The 18973-nt window shown below is 30.5% G+C and carries 21 protein-coding genes; 16 read left to right on the top strand and 5 right to left on the bottom strand.

Going from position 1 to position 18973, the window contains the following annotated elements:
• From ABNT14_RS12060 to atpG, 14 genes are all read left to right on the top strand, one after another.
• Window positions 1-228 (top strand): hypothetical protein, encoded by a 228-nt coding sequence (locus ABNT14_RS12060; RefSeq protein WP_101902247.1) that lies wholly within the window; start codon window positions 1-3, stop codon window positions 226-228.
• Entirely contained in the window at window positions 228-989 is a 762-nt protein-coding gene (locus tag ABNT14_RS12055; protein ID WP_101902248.1) for an exodeoxyribonuclease III, read from the top strand. Before ABNT14_RS12060 ends, ABNT14_RS12055 begins: the two co-directional genes overlap by 1 nt.
• Window positions 990-996: 7 nt before the next feature.
• Window positions 997-2538, top strand: a complete 1542-nt coding sequence (locus tag ABNT14_RS12050) for a lytic transglycosylase domain-containing protein (RefSeq protein WP_101902249.1) — start codon at window positions 997-999, stop codon at window positions 2536-2538.
• Window positions 2539-2608: 70 nt separating this feature from the next.
• Complete coding sequence (locus ABNT14_RS12045; protein ID WP_101902250.1) at window positions 2609-3601, top strand: DUF4837 family protein; 993 nt, start codon at window positions 2609-2611, stop codon at window positions 3599-3601.
• A gap of 706 nt (window positions 3602-4307) precedes the next feature.
• Entirely contained in the window at window positions 4308-6551 is a 2244-nt protein-coding gene (locus ABNT14_RS12040) for a tetratricopeptide repeat protein (RefSeq protein WP_101903800.1), read from the top strand.
• Between the two features lie 12 nt (window positions 6552-6563).
• Entirely contained in the window at window positions 6564-6965 is a 402-nt protein-coding gene (locus tag ABNT14_RS12035) for a bactofilin family protein (RefSeq protein WP_101903801.1), read from the top strand.
• Entirely contained in the window at window positions 6940-7155 is a 216-nt protein-coding gene (locus ABNT14_RS12030) for an AtpZ/AtpI family protein (protein ID WP_101903802.1), read from the top strand. The genes ABNT14_RS12035 and ABNT14_RS12030 overlap by 26 nt, the downstream gene beginning before the upstream one ends.
• A gap of 16 nt (window positions 7156-7171) precedes the next feature.
• Window positions 7172-7552, top strand: a complete 381-nt coding sequence (locus ABNT14_RS12025) for a DUF6168 family protein (RefSeq protein WP_145993504.1) — start codon at window positions 7172-7174, stop codon at window positions 7550-7552.
• A 139-nt stretch (window positions 7553-7691) separates the two neighbouring features.
• Window positions 7692-8873, top strand: a complete 1182-nt coding sequence (gene atpB, locus ABNT14_RS12020; protein WP_101903804.1) for a F0F1 ATP synthase subunit A — start codon at window positions 7692-7694, stop codon at window positions 8871-8873.
• 42 nt (window positions 8874-8915) lie between these two features.
• Entirely contained in the window at window positions 8916-9107 is a 192-nt protein-coding gene (gene atpE / locus ABNT14_RS12015) for an ATP synthase F0 subunit C (protein ID WP_058886136.1), read from the top strand.
• A 90-nt stretch (window positions 9108-9197) separates the two neighbouring features.
• The gene (locus ABNT14_RS12010; RefSeq protein WP_101903805.1) at window positions 9198-9695 is read left to right on the top strand and encodes a F0F1 ATP synthase subunit B; all 498 of its coding nucleotides are present in this window, start codon (window positions 9198-9200) and stop codon (window positions 9693-9695) included.
• A gap of 7 nt (window positions 9696-9702) precedes the next feature.
• Window positions 9703-10260 carry an ATP synthase F1 subunit delta gene (atpH, locus tag ABNT14_RS12005; protein ID WP_101903806.1) on the top strand — a complete coding sequence of 186 codons (558 nt, stop codon included), beginning with the start codon at window positions 9703-9705 and terminating at the stop codon, window positions 10258-10260.
• 21 nt (window positions 10261-10281) lie between these two features.
• Window positions 10282-11862 (top strand): F0F1 ATP synthase subunit alpha, encoded by a 1581-nt coding sequence (gene atpA / locus ABNT14_RS12000; RefSeq protein WP_101903807.1) that lies wholly within the window; start codon window positions 10282-10284, stop codon window positions 11860-11862.
• Window positions 11863-11931: 69 nt separating this feature from the next.
• Entirely contained in the window at window positions 11932-12792 is an 861-nt protein-coding gene (gene atpG, locus ABNT14_RS11995; RefSeq protein ID WP_101903808.1) for an ATP synthase F1 subunit gamma, read from the top strand.
• A gap of 175 nt (window positions 12793-12967) precedes the next feature.
• Here atpG and dxs read toward each other — a convergent pair whose 3' ends face one another.
• Window positions 12968-14746, bottom strand: a complete 1779-nt coding sequence (dxs, locus tag ABNT14_RS11990; protein ID WP_101903809.1) for a 1-deoxy-D-xylulose-5-phosphate synthase — start codon at window positions 14744-14746, stop codon at window positions 12968-12970.
• Between the two features lie 39 nt (window positions 14747-14785).
• Between dxs and rsmI the strand changes: the two genes are divergently transcribed.
• The gene (gene rsmI, locus ABNT14_RS11985; RefSeq protein WP_101903810.1) at window positions 14786-15457 is read left to right on the top strand and encodes a 16S rRNA (cytidine(1402)-2'-O)-methyltransferase; all 672 of its coding nucleotides are present in this window, start codon (window positions 14786-14788) and stop codon (window positions 15455-15457) included.
• Here the strand turns inward: rsmI and ABNT14_RS11980 are convergent, their stop codons facing one another.
• Genes ABNT14_RS11980 through ABNT14_RS11965 form a run of 4 tightly spaced genes read right to left on the bottom strand, consistent with a single transcriptional unit; the run spans window position 15458 to window position 17768 of the window.
• Complete coding sequence (locus ABNT14_RS11980; RefSeq protein WP_101903811.1) at window positions 15458-16150, bottom strand: hypothetical protein; 693 nt, start codon at window positions 16148-16150, stop codon at window positions 15458-15460. It abuts the gene before it with no gap.
• A 2-nt stretch (window positions 16151-16152) separates the two neighbouring features.
• The gene (locus tag ABNT14_RS11975; protein ID WP_101903812.1) at window positions 16153-16818 is read right to left on the bottom strand and encodes a hypothetical protein; all 666 of its coding nucleotides are present in this window, start codon (window positions 16816-16818) and stop codon (window positions 16153-16155) included.
• Window positions 16809-17417, bottom strand: a complete 609-nt coding sequence (locus ABNT14_RS11970; protein WP_101903813.1) for a hypothetical protein — start codon at window positions 17415-17417, stop codon at window positions 16809-16811. The genes ABNT14_RS11975 and ABNT14_RS11970 overlap by 10 nt, the downstream gene beginning before the upstream one ends.
• Window positions 17418-17429: 12 nt before the next feature.
• Window positions 17430-17768: a PadR family transcriptional regulator gene (locus ABNT14_RS11965; RefSeq protein WP_101903814.1), complete on the bottom strand. Its 339-nt coding sequence runs from the start codon at window positions 17766-17768 to the stop codon at window positions 17430-17432.
• A gap of 152 nt (window positions 17769-17920) precedes the next feature.
• Here ABNT14_RS11965 and ABNT14_RS11960 point away from each other — a divergent pair, with 152 nt between their 5' ends.
• The gene (locus tag ABNT14_RS11960) at window positions 17921-18970 is read left to right on the top strand and encodes a ferredoxin--NADP reductase (RefSeq protein ID WP_101903815.1); all 1050 of its coding nucleotides are present in this window, start codon (window positions 17921-17923) and stop codon (window positions 18968-18970) included.
• Window positions 18971-18973 lie beyond the last annotated feature (3 nt).

Below are 18973 nucleotides of genomic sequence, written 5' to 3'. Positions count from 1 at the left end.
ATGAAGTATTTTAAAAAGTTTTATCTAGTTATTTATCCGTTATTAATAGTGTTTTTTATTTTAATACTAGATAAAATATTCCTTGTTCAAGAATCTTGGTTAAGAATATGTATTGCAATTGCTTTAGCATATGTTTTATCACCAAGAAAAAAAATAATTAAAACAGCAACGGGAGACAGAAAACAATTAACATGGATTTTTTTTAAAAACCCTATATTTTTAGATTAATGAAAATAATATCATACAATGTAAACGGTATTAGAGCCGCTTTAAAAAAAGGATTTATCGACTGGTTACAAGCTGCAAATCCTGATATAATTTGTATTCAAGAAACCAAAGCACATAAAGAACAATTAGATGTAACTGAATTTGAAAATGCTGGATATCCCTATCATTATTGGTTTTCAGCACAAAAAAAAGGGTATTCATCCGTAGCTGTTTTTTGTAAAGAAAAACCTAATCATATTGAATACGGAACAGGAATTGAAACTATGGATTTTGAAGGAAGAAACCTTCGTGTAGATTTTGATGAAGTCTCTGTAATGAGTTTATATCTTCCGTCAGGAACAAATTCTGAACGCTTGAGTTTTAAATTGAATTATATGGATGAATTTCAAGAATACATCAATAATTTAAAACAAGAAATTCCGAATTTAGTTATTTGTGGCGATTATAATATTTGTCATGAAGAAATAGATATTCATAATCCGAAGATGAAAGGGGTTTCAGGGTTTTTACCTGAAGAAAGAGCTTGGTTTACTGAGTTTATAAAAATGGGGTTTACAGATAGTTTTCGATTTATAAACCCTGAAAAACAAGAGTATTCTTGGTGGAGTTATAGAGCAAACTCTAGAGCAAATAATAAAGGTTGGCGTTTAGATTATGCAATGGTTGCTGAACCTTTAAAAGATAAAATATCAAGAGCCTATATTTTACCCGAAGCAAAACATTCTGACCATTGTCCGATTGTTGTTGAATTAAATTTATAAATTAAACATGAGAAACTTACTAATACTACTTTTTTTTACGGTATCAATTTTTGCACAACAACCTGTTGATAGTGTTTTTGTTCCTATAGAAAATACAGCAATAGCAATTGATTCTAATTTTGTAGCAACAGATTCTATTGTAAAAGATACTATTAAAAGAAAAAAGATTTATGCCTGTTTTTCAGATACAGATTTAAAAAAAGTAGATAGTTTACTGATTGAAAAAAAATTCAACGCATCATCATTTGATAGTATTCAATATGTAATTGATGACAAAGATATTATTGGTAATACAACAGTAATGCTTTCTACCGATTTGCTAAAAAAACGTTTGAATGATTTGAATTTGAAGACACCATTTCGTTTAGCATATAATCCATCTTTAGAAAAAGTAATTAACAGTTATTTAAAATATCGAACAAAATATTATCCTGCTTTAATGGCAAAGGCACACTATTATTTCCCGATGTTTGAACAGTATTTAGACCAGTTTGATGTTCCATTAGAGATGAAATATTTAGCTATCGTAGAATCGGCTTTGCGTCCTGCGGCTCGCTCAAGAGTTGGCGCAACAGGACTTTGGCAATTTATGTATGGAACAGGAATTCAGTTTGATTTAAAAGTAAATTCGTATGTTGATGAGCGTCAAAACCCTGTAAAAGCAACTATTGCAGCTTGTAAATATTTGAGTCATTTATATAAAACATTTGGCGATTGGGATTTAGCCTTGGCAGCTTATAATTCAGGACCTGGAAATGTTTCAAAAGCAATAAAACGTTCTGGAGGATATAGAAACTATTGGAATATTCGCCCGTATTTGCCTCGTGAAACGGCAAGTTATGTTCCTGCTTTTTATGCAACGATGTATATTTTTGAATATGCTGAAGCACATAATATTTATCCTGAACCACCAACTATTTATCATTTTGAAACAGATACAATTCAGGTTAAAAGAACGGTTACTTTTGACCAGATTTCAGCAAAAACAAATATTGATACCGAATTATTATCATTTTTAAATCCGTCATATAAATTAGCGGTGATTCCGTATGCCGAAAATAAAAATTACGCAGTTCGATTACCTAAAAAACATGTAATTGATTTTTTAGAGAAAGAACAAGATATTTATGTATTGGCAAACATAGAAGATAGCAAACGAGAAAAGCCATTGCCGAAGTATTTTGAAGAAGATAAACAAACACGTTATAAAGTGCGTAACGGCGATTATTTAGGGAAAATAGCTAATAAATTTGGAGTAAAAGTAAGCCAAATTAAGCGTTGGAATGGTATGCGTTCTCATCGATTAAAAATAGGACAGCGTTTAAAAATTTACCCAAAGAAATTAACGGCTCATAAAAAAGTAATTCGTAAAAAAAATAAACTTCCAAAAGGGCCGCATAAAGTGTATGTGGTAGAAAGAGGTGATTCGCTATGGACTATTTCAAAAAAATATCCGTCAGTTTCTATTGATCAAATTAAAAAATGGAACAATATTTGGAGTGTTAAAAGTTTGAAACCAGGAATGAAACTCAAAATTTTTAAGAGTTAACTTATTCTTTTAATTTTTTTTAAAAACATACCAAGCACAAGCTGTTAAAAAGTTATAAAAACAACGAATTATGAAAAAAATAATAGGCTTACTTTTTTTAGTGATTTTTGCCATATCATGTAATACTACTACAGGAAAAGATGGCTATACTTTGCCAACATCTAACGGTAACACCAATAAAATAATGGTGGTTGTAAAAGCGTTAGATTGGGAAGGGAAAATTGGAAATAAAATACGTACTGTTTTTGGTGAACATCAAGTGGGCTTGCCACAGCCAGAAACCTTGTTGTCGGTTAGTCAAATAGACCCTAGTGGCTTTAGTAGTTTTATGCGTCATTCAAAAGCTGTTTTAATAATTAAACAAGGCGAAAAAGAAACTATTACTGTTGAAAAAAATAGGTATGCAAAACCTCAAATTATTGTGCATGCTACGGCTAAAAATAAAGAAGGAGTTTTAAATATGTTAGATAAAAGAGGTAAAGAAATTATCAAGTTATTTAAAGATGAAGATATTGAGTTTACACAAAAAATATTCAAAAAAGAACGTATTGATGAAACAGGCTTTAAAACCATAAAAAATATAGGATTTACTATCGATATTCCTAAACGATTTAAATTGGTAGAAGATTCGGGTGATTTTATTTGGTTTCGTCAGCACTTAAGAAGTGGTATTGCTCGTGGCGATGGAACAAACAATGTATTAATTTATACAATTCCTTTAGGTGATGAAAATAAAGTTGCCGATAATATAACCGCAGTACGTGATACGATTGGTAAAAAACATATTCCTGGAAGTAAAAAAGGTATGTATATGATTACCGAACAAGCTTACACTCCTTTTACTTTTGATGCTATAATCGATGGTAAAAAAGCTTACGAAACTCGTGGGAAATGGGAAGTTAAAAATGATTTTATGGCAGGGCCGTTTATTAATTATACCATTATTGATAAAAAAAATAATCGCTTGGTTGTTTTTGAAGGATTCACTTATGCTCCTTCTGTAAATAAACGTGATTTTCTGTTTGAATTAGAGGCAATTGCAAAATCAATGAAAATAAAATAGTTATTGTTTAAAGAATAATATTCAAAAAAGCATCAATTTTAAATTGATGCTTTTTTTTATGTTTTTTATAAAAAGAGAAGAGCTTGTTTAAATTTTATCTAAAAGATTTTGTAACGTAAAAATAAGAAATCGAACACGTCAAAGGGATTTTAGCTTAAGTTTCTCATCCTTATTTGCCGTATTTTTTAACTTTTTTTGATGATTCTTGTCAATTCGAGTGATTTGAATGACTAAAAGGAATTAAAATTGTATCGAGAATTTGATTCTTTTATATTGATGAATTTTATGCAAAAAAGTTCTCGATACAATTTTTTTGAAGGAAAAAAATCACTCGAACTGACAGTTTATTTAATTTTTAAACAGGCTCTAACAGTGTGATTCTTTTTAAGAGGTTCTAAATTTTGTTTGAAGTACTATTTTTACTTTTTAGTACAAATGCCTAGCCCCGATTGTAGCAATTGTTTGAGCTCCTTTTTTGATTTTTTTTCAAAAAAGAGCGAGTGCGGAAAGCGGGAAATTGCTTCTAATTATTTTTAAAATAGCACTATTTGACAAAAAATAAAGGTTTAATTACAAACCGTGTTTTAGAACTTGATGATGTTTAAATTTAATAAGGAGGCTGAAAATTATCTTTTTATTGCTATTTTTACGCTTTTACGTGCAATAAAATTACTTATATTTTTGTTGTAGAGTAAAGTATAATGATATGAATAAACTATCCAAAATTTTAGTTTTTAATCTTCTTTTAGCTACAGTATATTCTTGTAGTGTAAAAAAAGATGCTTTTTTAAATCGAAATTTTCATGCGCTTACCACAAAGTATAATGTGCTTTTTAATGGTGAACAAGCTTATTTAAAAGGGCTAGAAGAGGTTAGCGCCAAGCATAAAGATAATTTTTGGAAACCTTTACAAATAGAACCGATTACTTTTGAAGCTGATAAAATTATATTGCCTGTTTTACAACCTGGTTCAGGGTTTGATATGAGTGATGTTGATCAGGAAGAAGAAGTTTTAACAATGTTTGATAAAGCAGAAGAGAAAGCAGTAAAAGCCATTCAAAAGCATTCGATGAATATTAATGGTTATGAAAAAAATAGGCAGATTGATGATGCGTATTTATTATTAGGAAAATCACGGTATTATACACAGCGTTTTGTACCCGCAATTGAAGCGTTTAATTATATTATTGCGAATTACCCAAATGCGAGTTTAATTAATGAAACAAAAGTGTGGCGGGCTAAAACAAATATTCGCTTAGATAATGAAAAATTAGCCATAGAATCGCTAAAATTTTTATTAGAAGTAGAAGAAAATGAAGCCGAACTTCCTGATGTAATAAAAGAGCAAGCACACACCGCAATGGCAATGGCGTATCAAAAAACAGATACCATTCAAAAGGTAATTGAACATTTAACGGCGGCTTCAAAAATATTTAAAAATAAAGAACAAGCGGGGCGTAATATGTTCGTTTTAGGGCAAATTTATAGTGAATTAAATTATAAAGATTCTGCACGTGCTGTGTTTAAAAAATTATCAGAAACTAGAAAGGCTCCGCATAAATATCGTATTCGTGCAAGTATTGAAATGGCTAAAAATACGCCAAACGATTCAGCATCGATTGTTGTTTTATCAAAATTGAAAAAATTAATCAGAAATTCTGATAATCGAAAGTTTTTGAATGCGCTTTATTATCAGGCGGGTGTTTTAGAATTAGGGCGCAATAAAACCGATAATGCAATTGATTATTTTAAAAAATCGATAAAAGCCAAACATAATAACGACTATCAAAAAACATATGCTTACCAGCGTTTAGGGGCTATCGCTTTTGATAAACAAAAATATGTGTTGGCAGGTGCTTATTATGACAGCGTTTTAACGGTAACTCCTAAAGAGTTTATAAATGAAAAACGCATTAGAAGAATCCGAAGAAAAAATAAAGGGTTAACAAGGTTACGAGAATATGAAAATCTTGTTACTACAAATGATAGTATTTTAAAATTAGTAGCAATGCCAATTACCGAACGTACTTCTTTTTTTGAGAAGTATATCGAAAAAATTAAAAAAGAAGATCAAGATAAAAAGCAACTCTTATTAAATGCTCAGAATTTTGGAAGTTCTTTTGGAACAAGTAGCGGAATTAATACCACTAGTAATAAAGGTAAGTGGTATTTTTATAATATGCAGGTATTGGCTTTTGGAAAAGCAAATTTTCAGAAAGTTTGGGGAACACGTCCTTTAGAAGATAATTGGCGATTGTCGGATAAATCTAGTAAAAATAACGAAAGAGATGATGATGCTATTTTAACGAAACCAGAAGTTAATTTGCGTTACGAATTATCGACCTATTTAAACGAAATTCCTTCGGATAAAAAAATAATTACAAGCTTAATAGAGAGTCGTAATGATGCGTTGTATCAGTTAGGTTTAATTTATAAAGAGCAGTTTAAAAATAACAATCTTGCTATCAAAAATTTAGCCCGTGCGCAAAAAGAACAACTTAAAAAACAAGATACTAGCTTAGAATTGCCAATAAGTTATCATTTATATCAACTATATAGGCTAGAAAATAATGTAGCTAAAGCAGGATATTATAAAAATATAATTTTAACAAAATATGCGCCAACAACATTTGCTGAAATTATAAGAAATCCAACAAAAAAAGTAGTAGCAAACAAAAAAGAAGATGCGCTTTTAAATAGGTATAAAGAAATATATTACTTGTATAAAGAAAATAAATTTGAACAAGTTATAAAACAAGTAGAAGCGGTATCTTTAACGGTTAAAGAATCAATATTAATACCTAAATTTTTGTTTTTAAAAGCATTGGCTATTGGTAAACAAGAAAATAAAGAGGCATATATTAAAGCGTTAGAGTTTATAGCAATTCGGTATGCTGATAGGCCCGAAGGTCTTAAAGCAATAGAAATATTAGAAAAATTTAAAAAATAAATTACCTAAAAGATGTTTAGTAAAGAGAGTAAAAAAACAAGTGAAGTTAAAGTTTCAGAAAGAAATGTTATTGGTAAAAATACACAAATAAAGGGTGATATTATTTCAGAAGGAGATTTTAGAATTGATGGAACTTTAGAAGGAACAATTAAAACCAACGGAAGGGTTATTATTGGTGAAGCAGGTTTTATTAAAGGAAAAATAGAATGTGCGAACGCCGATATTGAAGGAAAGTTTTCAGGTGAATTAGTCGTTTCAAACACCTTAACGGTAAAAACAGCAGCAACTATTAATGGTGATGTTATTATCGGCAAGCTTTCAGTAGAACCAGGAGCTTCATTTAATGCAACTTGTGCAATGAAAGGATCGGTAAAAGAATTGAACAGCAATGGAAAAAAAGAAAAAACCGCTTAGTAAGTACCTTCGCTTTACTGGTATTGCTTTTCAAATGGGTTTGACTATTTATTTAGGAAATAAACTTGGCGAATGGCTAGACTTAAGCTATGGGAATGAAAATGAATTATATACTAAGGTTTGTACTTTGGTAGCTGTTTTTGGAGCGATGTTTTCGGTAATATCTCAAGTTTCAAAATTATCTAAATAAATATTTAAGTAAAAAAATGATTAAACGTATTTTATATTTTATCACCTTTATAATGTTATTATTTGCGGTGGGTTATATTTCTCATAATACTATTTTAAATATGCGTGGCGATGTCATATCATATTCCTTATTTTCAGTGTATTTATTTCATGTAGTAGCTACAAGTATTATATATGCTTTGTTTGAACTTCTTGCAAGTCAAATGCCTAATGAAGCTGGGTATGGTTATTTGGCGTCTATGCTTTTAAAGATCGGTTTTTTTGTGTTAATATTTCAAAAGGATGTATTTACAGGTGTACAGCTCAGTCAACCAGAAAAGGTTTCTTTAGTAATACCTTTATTTTTATTTTTGATAACTGAAGCATTAGGTATTTTTAAGTTACTGAACAATAAGTAGTTTAGTTTTTTAGCTAAACTTTTAACAGCATGTTAAATTTGTATTAAAACTAAGATAGAAAACGGTTTGTAGTTTTAATTACAATATGTACCTTTGCACGGAAATTTACAGACCTTAAACCTATATTCAAATTTAAGATATGATGATAGCAAAAAAATCTATCAAGTTTTTAACAATACTTGCATTAGTTTTTACATCATTTTCAGTGTTCGCTGAAGGTGGAAATACTACTTTACAAGAAGGTGAACATAAAAATGAACACACTGTATTACAGGGAGATGAGCACATTGTAGAACAAGACGGAGGCCGTGTAAACACAAAGGCTGAAATTGAAGCTTATAAAAATCATCACTTAGCAGATTCACATGATTTTAATTTGTTTTCTTATACAAATGATAAAAATGAAAGAAAACACGTAGGTGTTCCTTTACCAGTTATTGTTTGGACAAGCAAAGGGTTAAGAACTTTTATGTCATCAGCTTTTCATCATAATGATGATGGTCATGTAGTTGTACCAGCGGATGGAGTACAGTTAGCTAAAATACATAGTAAAATATATGAGTTAAATGAAGGAGAAACAGCTGTTTCTTTTGATGAAGCTCACCATGCTACAAATGCTCATAAAGCATTAGATTTTTCTATAACAAAAAGTGTTGTAGGAATGTTTTTAGTAGGTTTATTAATGATATTTGGTTTCAGATCATTAGCTAAAGGATACAAAAAAGGAGCAATACCAACAGGTTTTGCAAGAGTTTTAGAGCCTTTAGTATTATATGTTAGAGATGAAATAGCAAGGCCAAATATTGGTGAAAAGCATTACCGTAAATTTATGGGCTTTTTATTAACTGTTTTCTTTTTTATCTGGATTTCGAACTTATTAGGTTTAACTCCTTTAGGATTTAACATTACAGGACAACTAGCTGTAACAGTCTGTTTAGCTCTTTTTACCTTTTTTATCGTACAGTTTTCAGCGAATAAAGATTATTGGAAACACATTTTCTGGATGCCAGGTGTACCTGTTTTAATGAAGTTTGTTTTAGCTCCTATCGAATTTTTAGGAATTTTAACAAAGCCATTTTCATTATTTGTACGTTTATTTGCTAATATTACAGCAGGGCATGCTGTAGTAATGGGAATTGCTGCTTTAATGATAACATTAAAAGCGAAGTTTGGAACAGCAGGTGCTACAACTGTATCTGTATTTTTAACGTTATTTTTAACGTTAATTGAAGTATTGGTAGCCTTCTTACAAGCTTATATCTTTACAATGTTATCTTCATTGTTTATCGGTATGGCAGTAGAAGAACACGATCACCATTAGTAAAATGAAATTTTTTGTTTAATTTAATATAAATCAATTATTATGACAGGTCTTACTTTAATAGGAGCAGGTTTAATCGTAATCGGAGCAGGATTAGGATTAGGGAAAATCGGTAGTAGCGCAATGGAAGCTATCGCACGTCAACCTGAAGCTGCTGGAAAAATCCAAACAGCGATGATTATTATTGGAGCATTATTAGAAGGTTTAGCATTCGGTGCTTTACTTTTAGGATAATCTTCCAGAAATTAAAAAGAAACACTATCTGCAACGGTTGGTTGCAGATGTGTTTTATTAAACAATAAAAAAAATACAAAATAAATTAGTATGGGAATTTTTAATGATTTTTCAATAGGATTATTTGTCATGCAGGCTTTTATCTTATTAATATTAATCTTTTTAATGGTAAAGTTTGCTTGGAAGCCAATCTTATCTGCATTAAATGACAGAGAAGAAGGTATCCAAAATGCATTAGATCAGGCTGAAAATGCTCGTAAAGAAATGCAAAATTTACAAGCTGATAACGATAGATTATTTAAAGAAGCACGTGCCGAAAGAGATGCAATGATGCAAGAAGCTCGTGAAATTAAAGAAAATATTGTAGCAGAAGCAAAATCAGAAGCAGAAATACAAACTTCTACGATGATTGAAAATGCTAAAGCAACAATAAAACAAGAGCAACAAGCTGCTATTTCTGAATTAAAGAAAACAGTAACTGATTTATCTTTAGATATTGCTCAGCAGTTAGTAAAAAAAGAGTTAACTTCACCAGCAGATCATTTAAAGCTTGTTGAAGGAATGTTAGAAGAGATTACTTTAAACTAATCAATCGATGAAAGGATCTAGACCAGCATTACGTTACGCAAAAGCAATATTAAATCTTGCTAAAGAAACTAATAAAGATTCTTTAGTTAACGATAACATGAAGTTAATCGCAAGTACTATTGCCGAAAGTAGCGATTTAAACAGAATGCTTAAAAGCCCTGTAGTTAAAGCCAATGACAAAAAAACGGTTTTAGTTGCACTTTTTGGTGATAAAGTAGATGCTATCATAAACGGTTTATTCAACTTATTAGAAGAGAATAAACGTATGATAATGTTAGAAGCTATTGCAAAGCAATATGCTATTATTTACGATGCTTATAAAGGGATACAGGTTGCTAAAGTTACTACCGCAGTAGTTTTAACAAAAGAGTTAGAAGATAAAATACAAGCGAAAATTGTTTCTTTAACAGGAAATAGCGCAAGTATAGAAAATATAGTAAATCCGAATATTTTAGGAGGATTTATTTTACGTGTTGGAGATGTGCAGTATGATGCAAGTATTTCTAATCAATTCAAAGAGTTAAGAAGAGAATTTGACAATAGTCATAACATTCCACAAATTTAATTATACATCCAAAGAAATAAGATGGCAGGAATTAAACCAGCTGAAGTTTCAGCAATTTTAAAGGAACAATTAACAAACTTCGAGTCTAAAGCTTCATTAAATGAAGTTGGTACCGTATTACAAGTAGGTGATGGTATTGCTCGTGTTTATGGTTTGTCTAATGTACAATATGGTGAATTAGTAGAATTCGATAACGGATTAGAAGGAATCGTATTAAACTTAGAAGAAGATAATGCAGGTGTTGTATTATTAGGTGCTTCTACATCAGTAAGAGAAGGTTCTGTTGTTAAACGTACAGAAAGAATTGCTTCTTTAAGAGCTGGAGAAGGTATTGTAGGACGTGTTGTAAATACTTTAGGTCAGCCAATTGATGGTAAAGGACCAATTGAAGGTACAACTTACCAAATGCCTTTAGAGCGTAGAGCTCCTGGGGTTATTTATCGTGAGCCTGTAACTGAACCAATGCAAACTGGTATCAAATCTATTGATGCTATGATTCCTGTAGGACGTGGTCAACGTGAGTTAATCATTGGAGACCGTCAAACTGGTAAATCGACAGTTGCTATTGATACTATTTTAAATCAAAAAGAATTTTACGATGCTGGTAACCCAGTATATTGTATATATGTTGCTATTGGTCAAAAAGCATCTACTGTAGCTGCTATAGCCAATGTTTTAGAAGAAAAAGGAGCTTTAGCTTATACTACAATTGTAGCAGCAAATGCATCTGACCCTGCAGCAATGCAAGTATATGCACCATTTGCAGGAGCTGCAATTGGAGAGTACTTTAGAGATACTGGTAGACCAGCTTTAATTGTTTATGATGATTTATCTAAACAAGCAGTTGCATACCGTGAGATTTCTTTATTATTAAGAAGACCTCCAGGACGTGAGGCATATCCAGGGGATGTATTTTACTTACACTCAAGATTATTAGAACGTGCTGCAAAGGTTATCAATGATGATAAGATTGCTAGTGAAATGAACGATTTACCAGACTCTTTAAGAGGAGTTGTAAAAGGTGGAGGTTCTTTAACTGCATTACCTATTATTGAAACTCAAGCAGGTGACGTTTCAGCATATATTCCAACAAACGTAATTTCGATTACTGATGGACAAATTTTCTTAGATGGAGATTTATTTAACTCTGGTGTTCGTCCAGCAATTAACGTAGGTATTTCTGTATCTCGTGTTGGTGGTAACGCTCAGATTAAATCTATGAAAAAAGTATCTGGTACTTTAAAGTTAGACCAAGCACAATTCCGTGAATTAGAAGCTTTTGCTAAGTTTGGTTCTGATTTAGATTCAGCTACTTTAAATGTAATTTCTAAAGGACAACGTAATGTTGAAATTTTGAAACAAGCACAAAACGACCCTTATACTGTTGAAGATCAGGTCTCTATTATTTATGCAGGTTCTAAAAACTTGTTAAAAGATGTACCAGTTAACAAAGTAAAAGAATTTGAAAAAGATTATATTCAGTATTTAAATGCTAAGCATAGAGATACTTTAAATACTTTAAAAGCAGGTAAATTAACTGATGAAGTAACTGATACTTTAACAGCAGCTGCAAAAGAAATTTCAGCTAAATTTAAGGCTTAATAAAAGATATTAATATAAAGTATTGAGTTTATTCTCAATACTTTATTTTTAACACTCAACACAATTCGTATGGCGAATCTAAAAGAAATACGTAACAGAATTACTTCTATTAAATCAACGATGCAGATTACCTCTGCCATGAAAATGGTATCGGCTGCAAAGTTAAAGAAAGCACAAGATGCAATTACGGCAATGCGCCCTTATTCATCTAAGCTTACTGAATTATTACAAAGCTTAAGTGCTACTTTAGATAGTGATGCTGGTGGAGTATATTCAACACAAAAAGAAGTGAAAAATGTATTACTAGTTGTAATTACTTCAAACAGAGGTTTGTGTGGTGGTTTTAACTCTTCTATTGTTAAAAGAACAATAAAAGCTATTGATGAAAAATACAGTGATGTTGCTGTTGATTTGTTAACGATAGGTAAAAAAGGAGATGATATTTTATCTAAACAGCACAATGTTATTGAAAATAGAAATGATATTTTTGATGATTTAACGTATGATAACGTTGCTGAAGTTGCACAAAAAATAATGGATTTATATGTAGCTGGTTCTTACCAAAAGATAGAGCTTATTTATAATCAATTTAAAAATGCTGCAACCCAAATACCTCAATTAGAGCAATTTTTACCAATTGAACCAACAGAAAGTGATGAAACAGTAACATTAGATTATGTTTTTGAACCTTCTAAAGAAGAGATTGTTTTAGAATTGATTCCTAAATCTTTAAAAACACAATTATACAAAGCAATTCGTGATTCATTTGCATCAGAACACGGAGCTCGTATGACTGCAATGCATAAGGCAACTGATAATGCTAAAGAACTACGTGATGAGTTATTATTAACATATAACAAAGCACGTCAAGCAGCTATTACTAATGAAATTTTAGAAATTGTTGGTGGTGCAGAAGCATTAAATAACTAAAAAAATATAGTTGTTATCAACTAAATTTATATGAAAAAGCGAATCCATTTGGATTCGCTTTTTTAGTTTTTATAAACTTACTATCATGCTGAATTTATAAGAGAACTATGGAGAATCATAATGCGAATCTGAAATAAATTCAGATTGACGGATTCGATTTTTCTTTAAATGAAGTTTAAACAAGTTCTAATAATTTTTCAATTTTTTCTTGAATACTTTTTGCATCAATATTTAATGAAATTTGCAATTCCTCCACTGTTCCGTGGTCGATAAAATTATCAGGAATACCTAAAATATCAATACTTCCTTTGTAGTTTTTTTCAGATGCATATTCTAAAATAGCAGCACCAAATCCACCATTTACAGTTCCGTCTTCTATGGTGATTAGAATATCAAAAGAATTAAAAATAGTATCTAATAATTTTTTATCCAAAGGTTTTACAAATCGCATATCATAATGAGCTACACTGTTGCTACTTTTTAGCTGATTTATGGCTTCAAAAACATTATTTGCTATTGTTCCTACCGATAATATTGCTACTTTATTTCCTTGCTTTAAACAAACACCTTTTCCTATCTGAATTTCTTCAAAAGGAAGTTGCCATTTTTCTAATTGACCTGTACCTCTTGGATAACGAATTGCAATAGGATTTTTTAAACCTAATTGTGCCGTAAACATAATATTTCGAAGTTCGATTTCGTTGCGAGGTGCAAAAATTATCATATTTGGAATTAAGCGTAAATAGGCTAAATCGAAAACTCCGTGATGCGTTGCACCATCTTGACCAACTAAACCAGCTCTATCTAAACAAAAAATAACAGGTAAATTTTGCAAAGCAACATCATGAATTATTTGGTCAAAAGAACGTTGTAAAAATGTCGAATAAATATTACAAAACGGAATAATATTTTGAGTAGCCATTCCTGCGGATAAAGTAACGGCATGTTGTTCGGCAATACCAACATCAAAAGTACGTTCAGGAAATTCGGCTAACATATCATTTAAAGAACTACCTGAAAGCATAGCAGGTGTAATACCTACAATTTTTTTATTTTGATGTGCAAGTTCAATAATAGTTTTTCCAAAAACATCTTGAAATTTTGTAAACTTACTTTTCTCTTTAGGTAATACATCACCTGAAATTTTATCAAATTTACCTGGAGCATGATATTTTACTTGGTCTTGTTCAGCTTGTCGTAATCCTTTTCCTTTTGTGGTTATTATGTGTAAAAATTTAGGTCCTTTAACTTCTTTTAAACGATTTAATTCTGATAAAAGAGTTTCAAAATTATGACCATCAATAGGACCTGAATAATCAAAATTTAAGCCCTCGAAAATATTGTGTTGCTCAATATCCGATCTTGTCGATTTTATGCGTGTTAAATAATCTTTTAAAGCTCCCACTGAAGGGTCAATTCCAATGGCATTATCATTTAAAATCACCAATAAATTAGCATTAGTATCGCCTGCATGATTTAAAGCTTCAAAAGCCATTCCGCTAGCAATAGAAGCATCGCCAATAATAGCAATATGATGTTTTTCACTTCCTTGTATTTTAGAAGCAATTGCCATTCCTAAAGCTGCAGAAATAGAAGTTGATGAATGTCCAACGCCAAAAGTATCGTAATTACTTTCGCTACGTTTAGGAAAACCTGAAATACCGCCTAATTGTCGGTTAGTATGAAAAACATCTTTTCTTCCTGTTAAAATTTTATGTCCGTAGGCTTGATGTCCAACATCCCAAACTAATTGGTCGGTTGGTGTATCGAATAAATAATGCAATGCAATGGTCAGTTCAATAACACCTAAACTTGCGCCTAAATGACCTTCTTTTGTGGCAATAATATCAATAATAAATTCGCGTAATTCTTTTGCTAATAATGGCAGTTTATCAGCAGATAATTTCTTTATATCCGAAGGGAAATTAATATTTTTTAACAGCTTTTTTGGCATAGCGCAAATGTACTAAAAACTTTGTTGTAGCTTTGCTGTATGAGCAAATTGTATTTAGTACCAACCCCTATTGGAAATTTAGAAGATATAACACTAAGAGCACTTAGAGTTTTAAAAGAAGTTGATTTTATTTTAGCAGAAGACACTCGTACTAGTGGAAAATTGTTAAAACATTTTGAAATTGGAACACAAATGCACAGTCATCATATGCATAACGAACATAAATCTGTTGATGGTGTTTTAAATCGATTAAAAAATGGTGAAACTTGTGCCTTAATTTCTGATGCCGGAACTCCTGCAATTTCTGACCCTGGTTTTTTATTAACCAGAGCCTGTGTGCAACAAAATATTGATGTAGAATGTTTGCCTGGTGCAACTGCTTTTGTACCTGCTTTAGTAAATTCTGGTTTACCAAATGATAAATTTGTTTTCGAAGGATTTTTACCTGTTAAAAAAGGAAGACAAACCCGTTTAACGCTTTTATCCGAAGAGAATAGAACCATGATTTTTTACGAAAGCCCGCATAAATTATTAAAAACATTAGCCCATTTTGGCGAATATTTTGGGCAAGACAGGCAAATATCAGTTTCTAGAGAATTGACAAAATTATTTGAAGAAACCAAGCGAGGAACAGTAGCAGAAGTGTTATCATATTATACTTTAAAACCCGCAAAAGGCGAAATTGTGATTGTTGTTGATGGTAAAAAATAATTAAACAAGTTGGTATTCGGGGTAGTGTTTTTTCATTATTTCTTCGGATGTATTTGGAATTAAAATTAACGTAATATATCCTGATAAAACTAAAAATGTTGAAAATATTGACAAGGCTACTATCCAATAAATATTATCTAGTTTTTCACCCATAGAAATGATATTATGGATATTTGAAAATAAAAGGATAAAGTTAGTAGCGGCTAATTTGTAAATAAAATTTTCGAGCAACCATTTTTTGTTGGTTTTGGCTATTTTTTGTTTCTGTTGACTAAATAATAGTCGGCATTTTATAAGTAAAAACACAAAGAAAACAACATAAAAACTAATATAGCTGTACGCACCAAAAACAGGTATTTTATACAGATTATAAAAGCCTAAAAAGATAGAAAATGTTATAATTATTTTAGGAATTTTAAAACAGGTTGCTAATAAATTCCATAAAATTATACGGTATTTTTTAGCAACCTGTTTTTGTTTTTCTTCTAAAATATCCATAAAACCAAATACGCCAAATTTTTTGAATGAAACGTCACGTGCTTCTTCAAAAGTTACTGTAGGTTTTTCGATGTAAATTTGCTCGATATCGTTTGCTAAATGATCGACTAATTCGGTTTGTACATCGTAAAACTCCACAAAATGTTGCTGTGTAAATTTGTAAAGTTGGGCTATATCTTGATTGGTTAATTGCATAATTATTCTACGAGATATTTATACTTGGTTTGTATCGTTTTTTGTTTAGAAATAAAACTTTGATGTATTATATAAATAACTATAATTACAATTAAGTGTATATAGGAAAAATAAAAACTGAAAACAGGTCTTTGGTTAAAATTTATAATACTAGCTGTGTGTACAATGCTTAAAGTTAAAAAAATAGTGATTGAATTATAAGCATTTACTATTTTAATTAACTGATGTTTTTTCATAAAAGAAATAGTGTTGTAAGCGAAATACGTCATTTCAATGAAAAGGCATGTAAACAAAAAATACTCCGATATTTCGGGTTTATAGTTTATCAAATACAAAGCAATTACTAAAAACAAACCAACAGTTAAACAATGAATAGGTTTAGATAATTGAAATATAGAATTTTTAGCGATACTCAAATAATCAGCCAAAAATTTGCGCTTTATTATCGAATTATATTCAAGTAAAAGAGCTGTTTTTCTACTCAACATATATTTAATAAAAGGAGTTTGAAGACGGTTATTTTCAAAAAAAGCATCAGTATTTTCAATGTTACTTTCAATTTCAGAAGCAATATGATCAACCATTTCAAAGCGAATATCAATATATTCAACGCCAATTCCTTCTAGAAAATTGTTAATTCTACGAGTTTGTTCTTGAGTTAATTGCATTTTATCATAATTTTTTGATGTTCTTTATAAAGCTTATAGCCTAAAAAGCTATTACAGAATATTAAAAAAACATAAAAAGAGGATATTTCAGGTAAAAGAAACGCGATAAAAAGTAGCAGTAAACTTGGGATTATAAATTTTTCAAAGAGAAATAAAAAGGTGGTTTTTAATTTTCTCATCTTAAAATAAAAATATCCATTAATAATTGCTAAACCAACACCAATTGTTAAAAAAAAGAATGAATTATCCGATAAAAAAGAAAAAATAGTTGATTTTTCACCAATCAAAAAAGCTTGTAAAAAAACTGCTATAAAAGAAAAGATAAGCCAATGTTTTCCTAAATTCACTGCTTTGTTAATTACAATTTTTGGTCTATTGTATAAAATACCTATTAGAAAACTACTGGTAAATTTTAAATCGTTATGCCATTTTCCTGTACTTTGCTTAAAAGCATCTTCAAAAGAAATTCCTTGTGCTAATAATATTTCTATATCAGAAATAATATGATCTAAAACTTCGAACCGAACATCGATATAATCTAGTTTTTTGTAGCTAAGAAAATTTTCTACACACTGTATTTGTTCTTGAGTTAATTCCATAGTAATACGATTTTATTCTAAACTAAATTTAGGGTTTACCAATTGTTGCATCGTTTTTAAAAAATCTTGCATTTCAGCTAGTTTGTTAACGGTTTCTTTGCTGCCACTTTCTGTTAGTTTATAATATTTACGCAAGCGATTACCAACTTTTAACACTTCTACATCTAACAATCCTTCGGCTTCTAATTTGTGTAAAGCAGGGTATAAAGCGCCTTCGGTAATTTTTAATTCGCCCTTGGTAAGCTCCTTTACTTTTTGCGTAATTTCATAACCATACATTTTTTCATTTTGAGCCAAAAGCTTTAAAATGATGGTTTGTAAAGAGCCTTTATATAATTTCTGATTTCCCATTTTTGTAAACAATAAATAAACTTCAAACTGTTTTAAAGTGATACAAATATACATAATTTTCTTATGTATAAGTTTCTTAGGTATTATTTTATACAAACTCTCACAAATCATTTACTTAGTATTGCTTATTTTTGTATATCTAAACTCGATAAATGTCTACATTTCATAAATTAAATATTGAAAAAATAATCAAAGAAACGGCCGATGCTGTTTCTATATTATTCACCGTTCCTGCCGAATTAAAAGAAGCATATACTTTTATCGCAGGGCAATATGTTACTATAAAAGCAAGCTTAAACGGGCAAGAAATAAGAAGAGCGTATTCTATTTGTGCTTCGCCAAAAAGTAATCAAATTAAAGTAGCGGTAAAAGCGGTTGAAAAAGGTCTTTTTTCAACCTATGCAACTACTGAGCTAAAAGAAAATACGGTTTTAGAAGTTTCCGAGCCTGAAGGAAAGTTTGTTTTAGAGCCAAAAGCTGCTAAAAATTACCTAGCCTTTGCCGCAGGAAGTGGAATTACTCCTGTTTTATCAATGATAAAAGCGGTGTTAGAAAAAGAAGTTTCATCAACTTTTACCTTGGTTTTTGGAAATAAAAAAGCCGAAAGTACTATTTTTTATGATGAATTAAATGCGTTATCCGAGGCATATCCGAAGCAGTTTAACCTGCATTATATTTTTAGTAAAGAAGCAGTAAGTAACAGCAAATTTGGACGAATAGATAAAAGCCATGTTAATTACTTTGTGAAAAATATTCATAAAGATATTTCTTTTGATGCTGCTTATATCTGTGGGCCCGAAGAAATGATTAATTTGGTGTCAGAAACCTTGCAAGAGGCTAATTTTGATAAAGAAAACATCCATTTTGAGTTGTTTACAGCAAGTGCTTCAGCTACTGAAATACCAGTGGCTTCTTCTGATGGAAAATCGGAAATTACGGTGTTGTTAGATGATGAAGAAACGACTTTTTCAATGGATAAAACCGATACACTTTTAGCTGCTTCTTTGCGCAACAAATTAGATGCACCCTATTCTTGTCAAGGCGGTGTTTGTAGTAGTTGTATAGCAAAAGTTACTCAAGGAAAAGCAGTGATGTCTAAAAATTCTATTTTGTCGGATGATGAATTAGAAGAGGGGTTTGTTTTAACCTGTGTAGCACATCCTTGTACACCAAAATTAGTGCTTGATTTTGATGATATTTAGAGC

Origin of the sequence: Tenacibaculum dicentrarchi, from assembly GCF_964036635.1 — a bacterium.
Lineage (GTDB): Bacteria > Bacteroidota > Bacteroidia > Flavobacteriales > Flavobacteriaceae > Polaribacter > Polaribacter dicentrarchi.
This window is presented reverse-complemented; position numbering and strand designations above follow the sequence as displayed.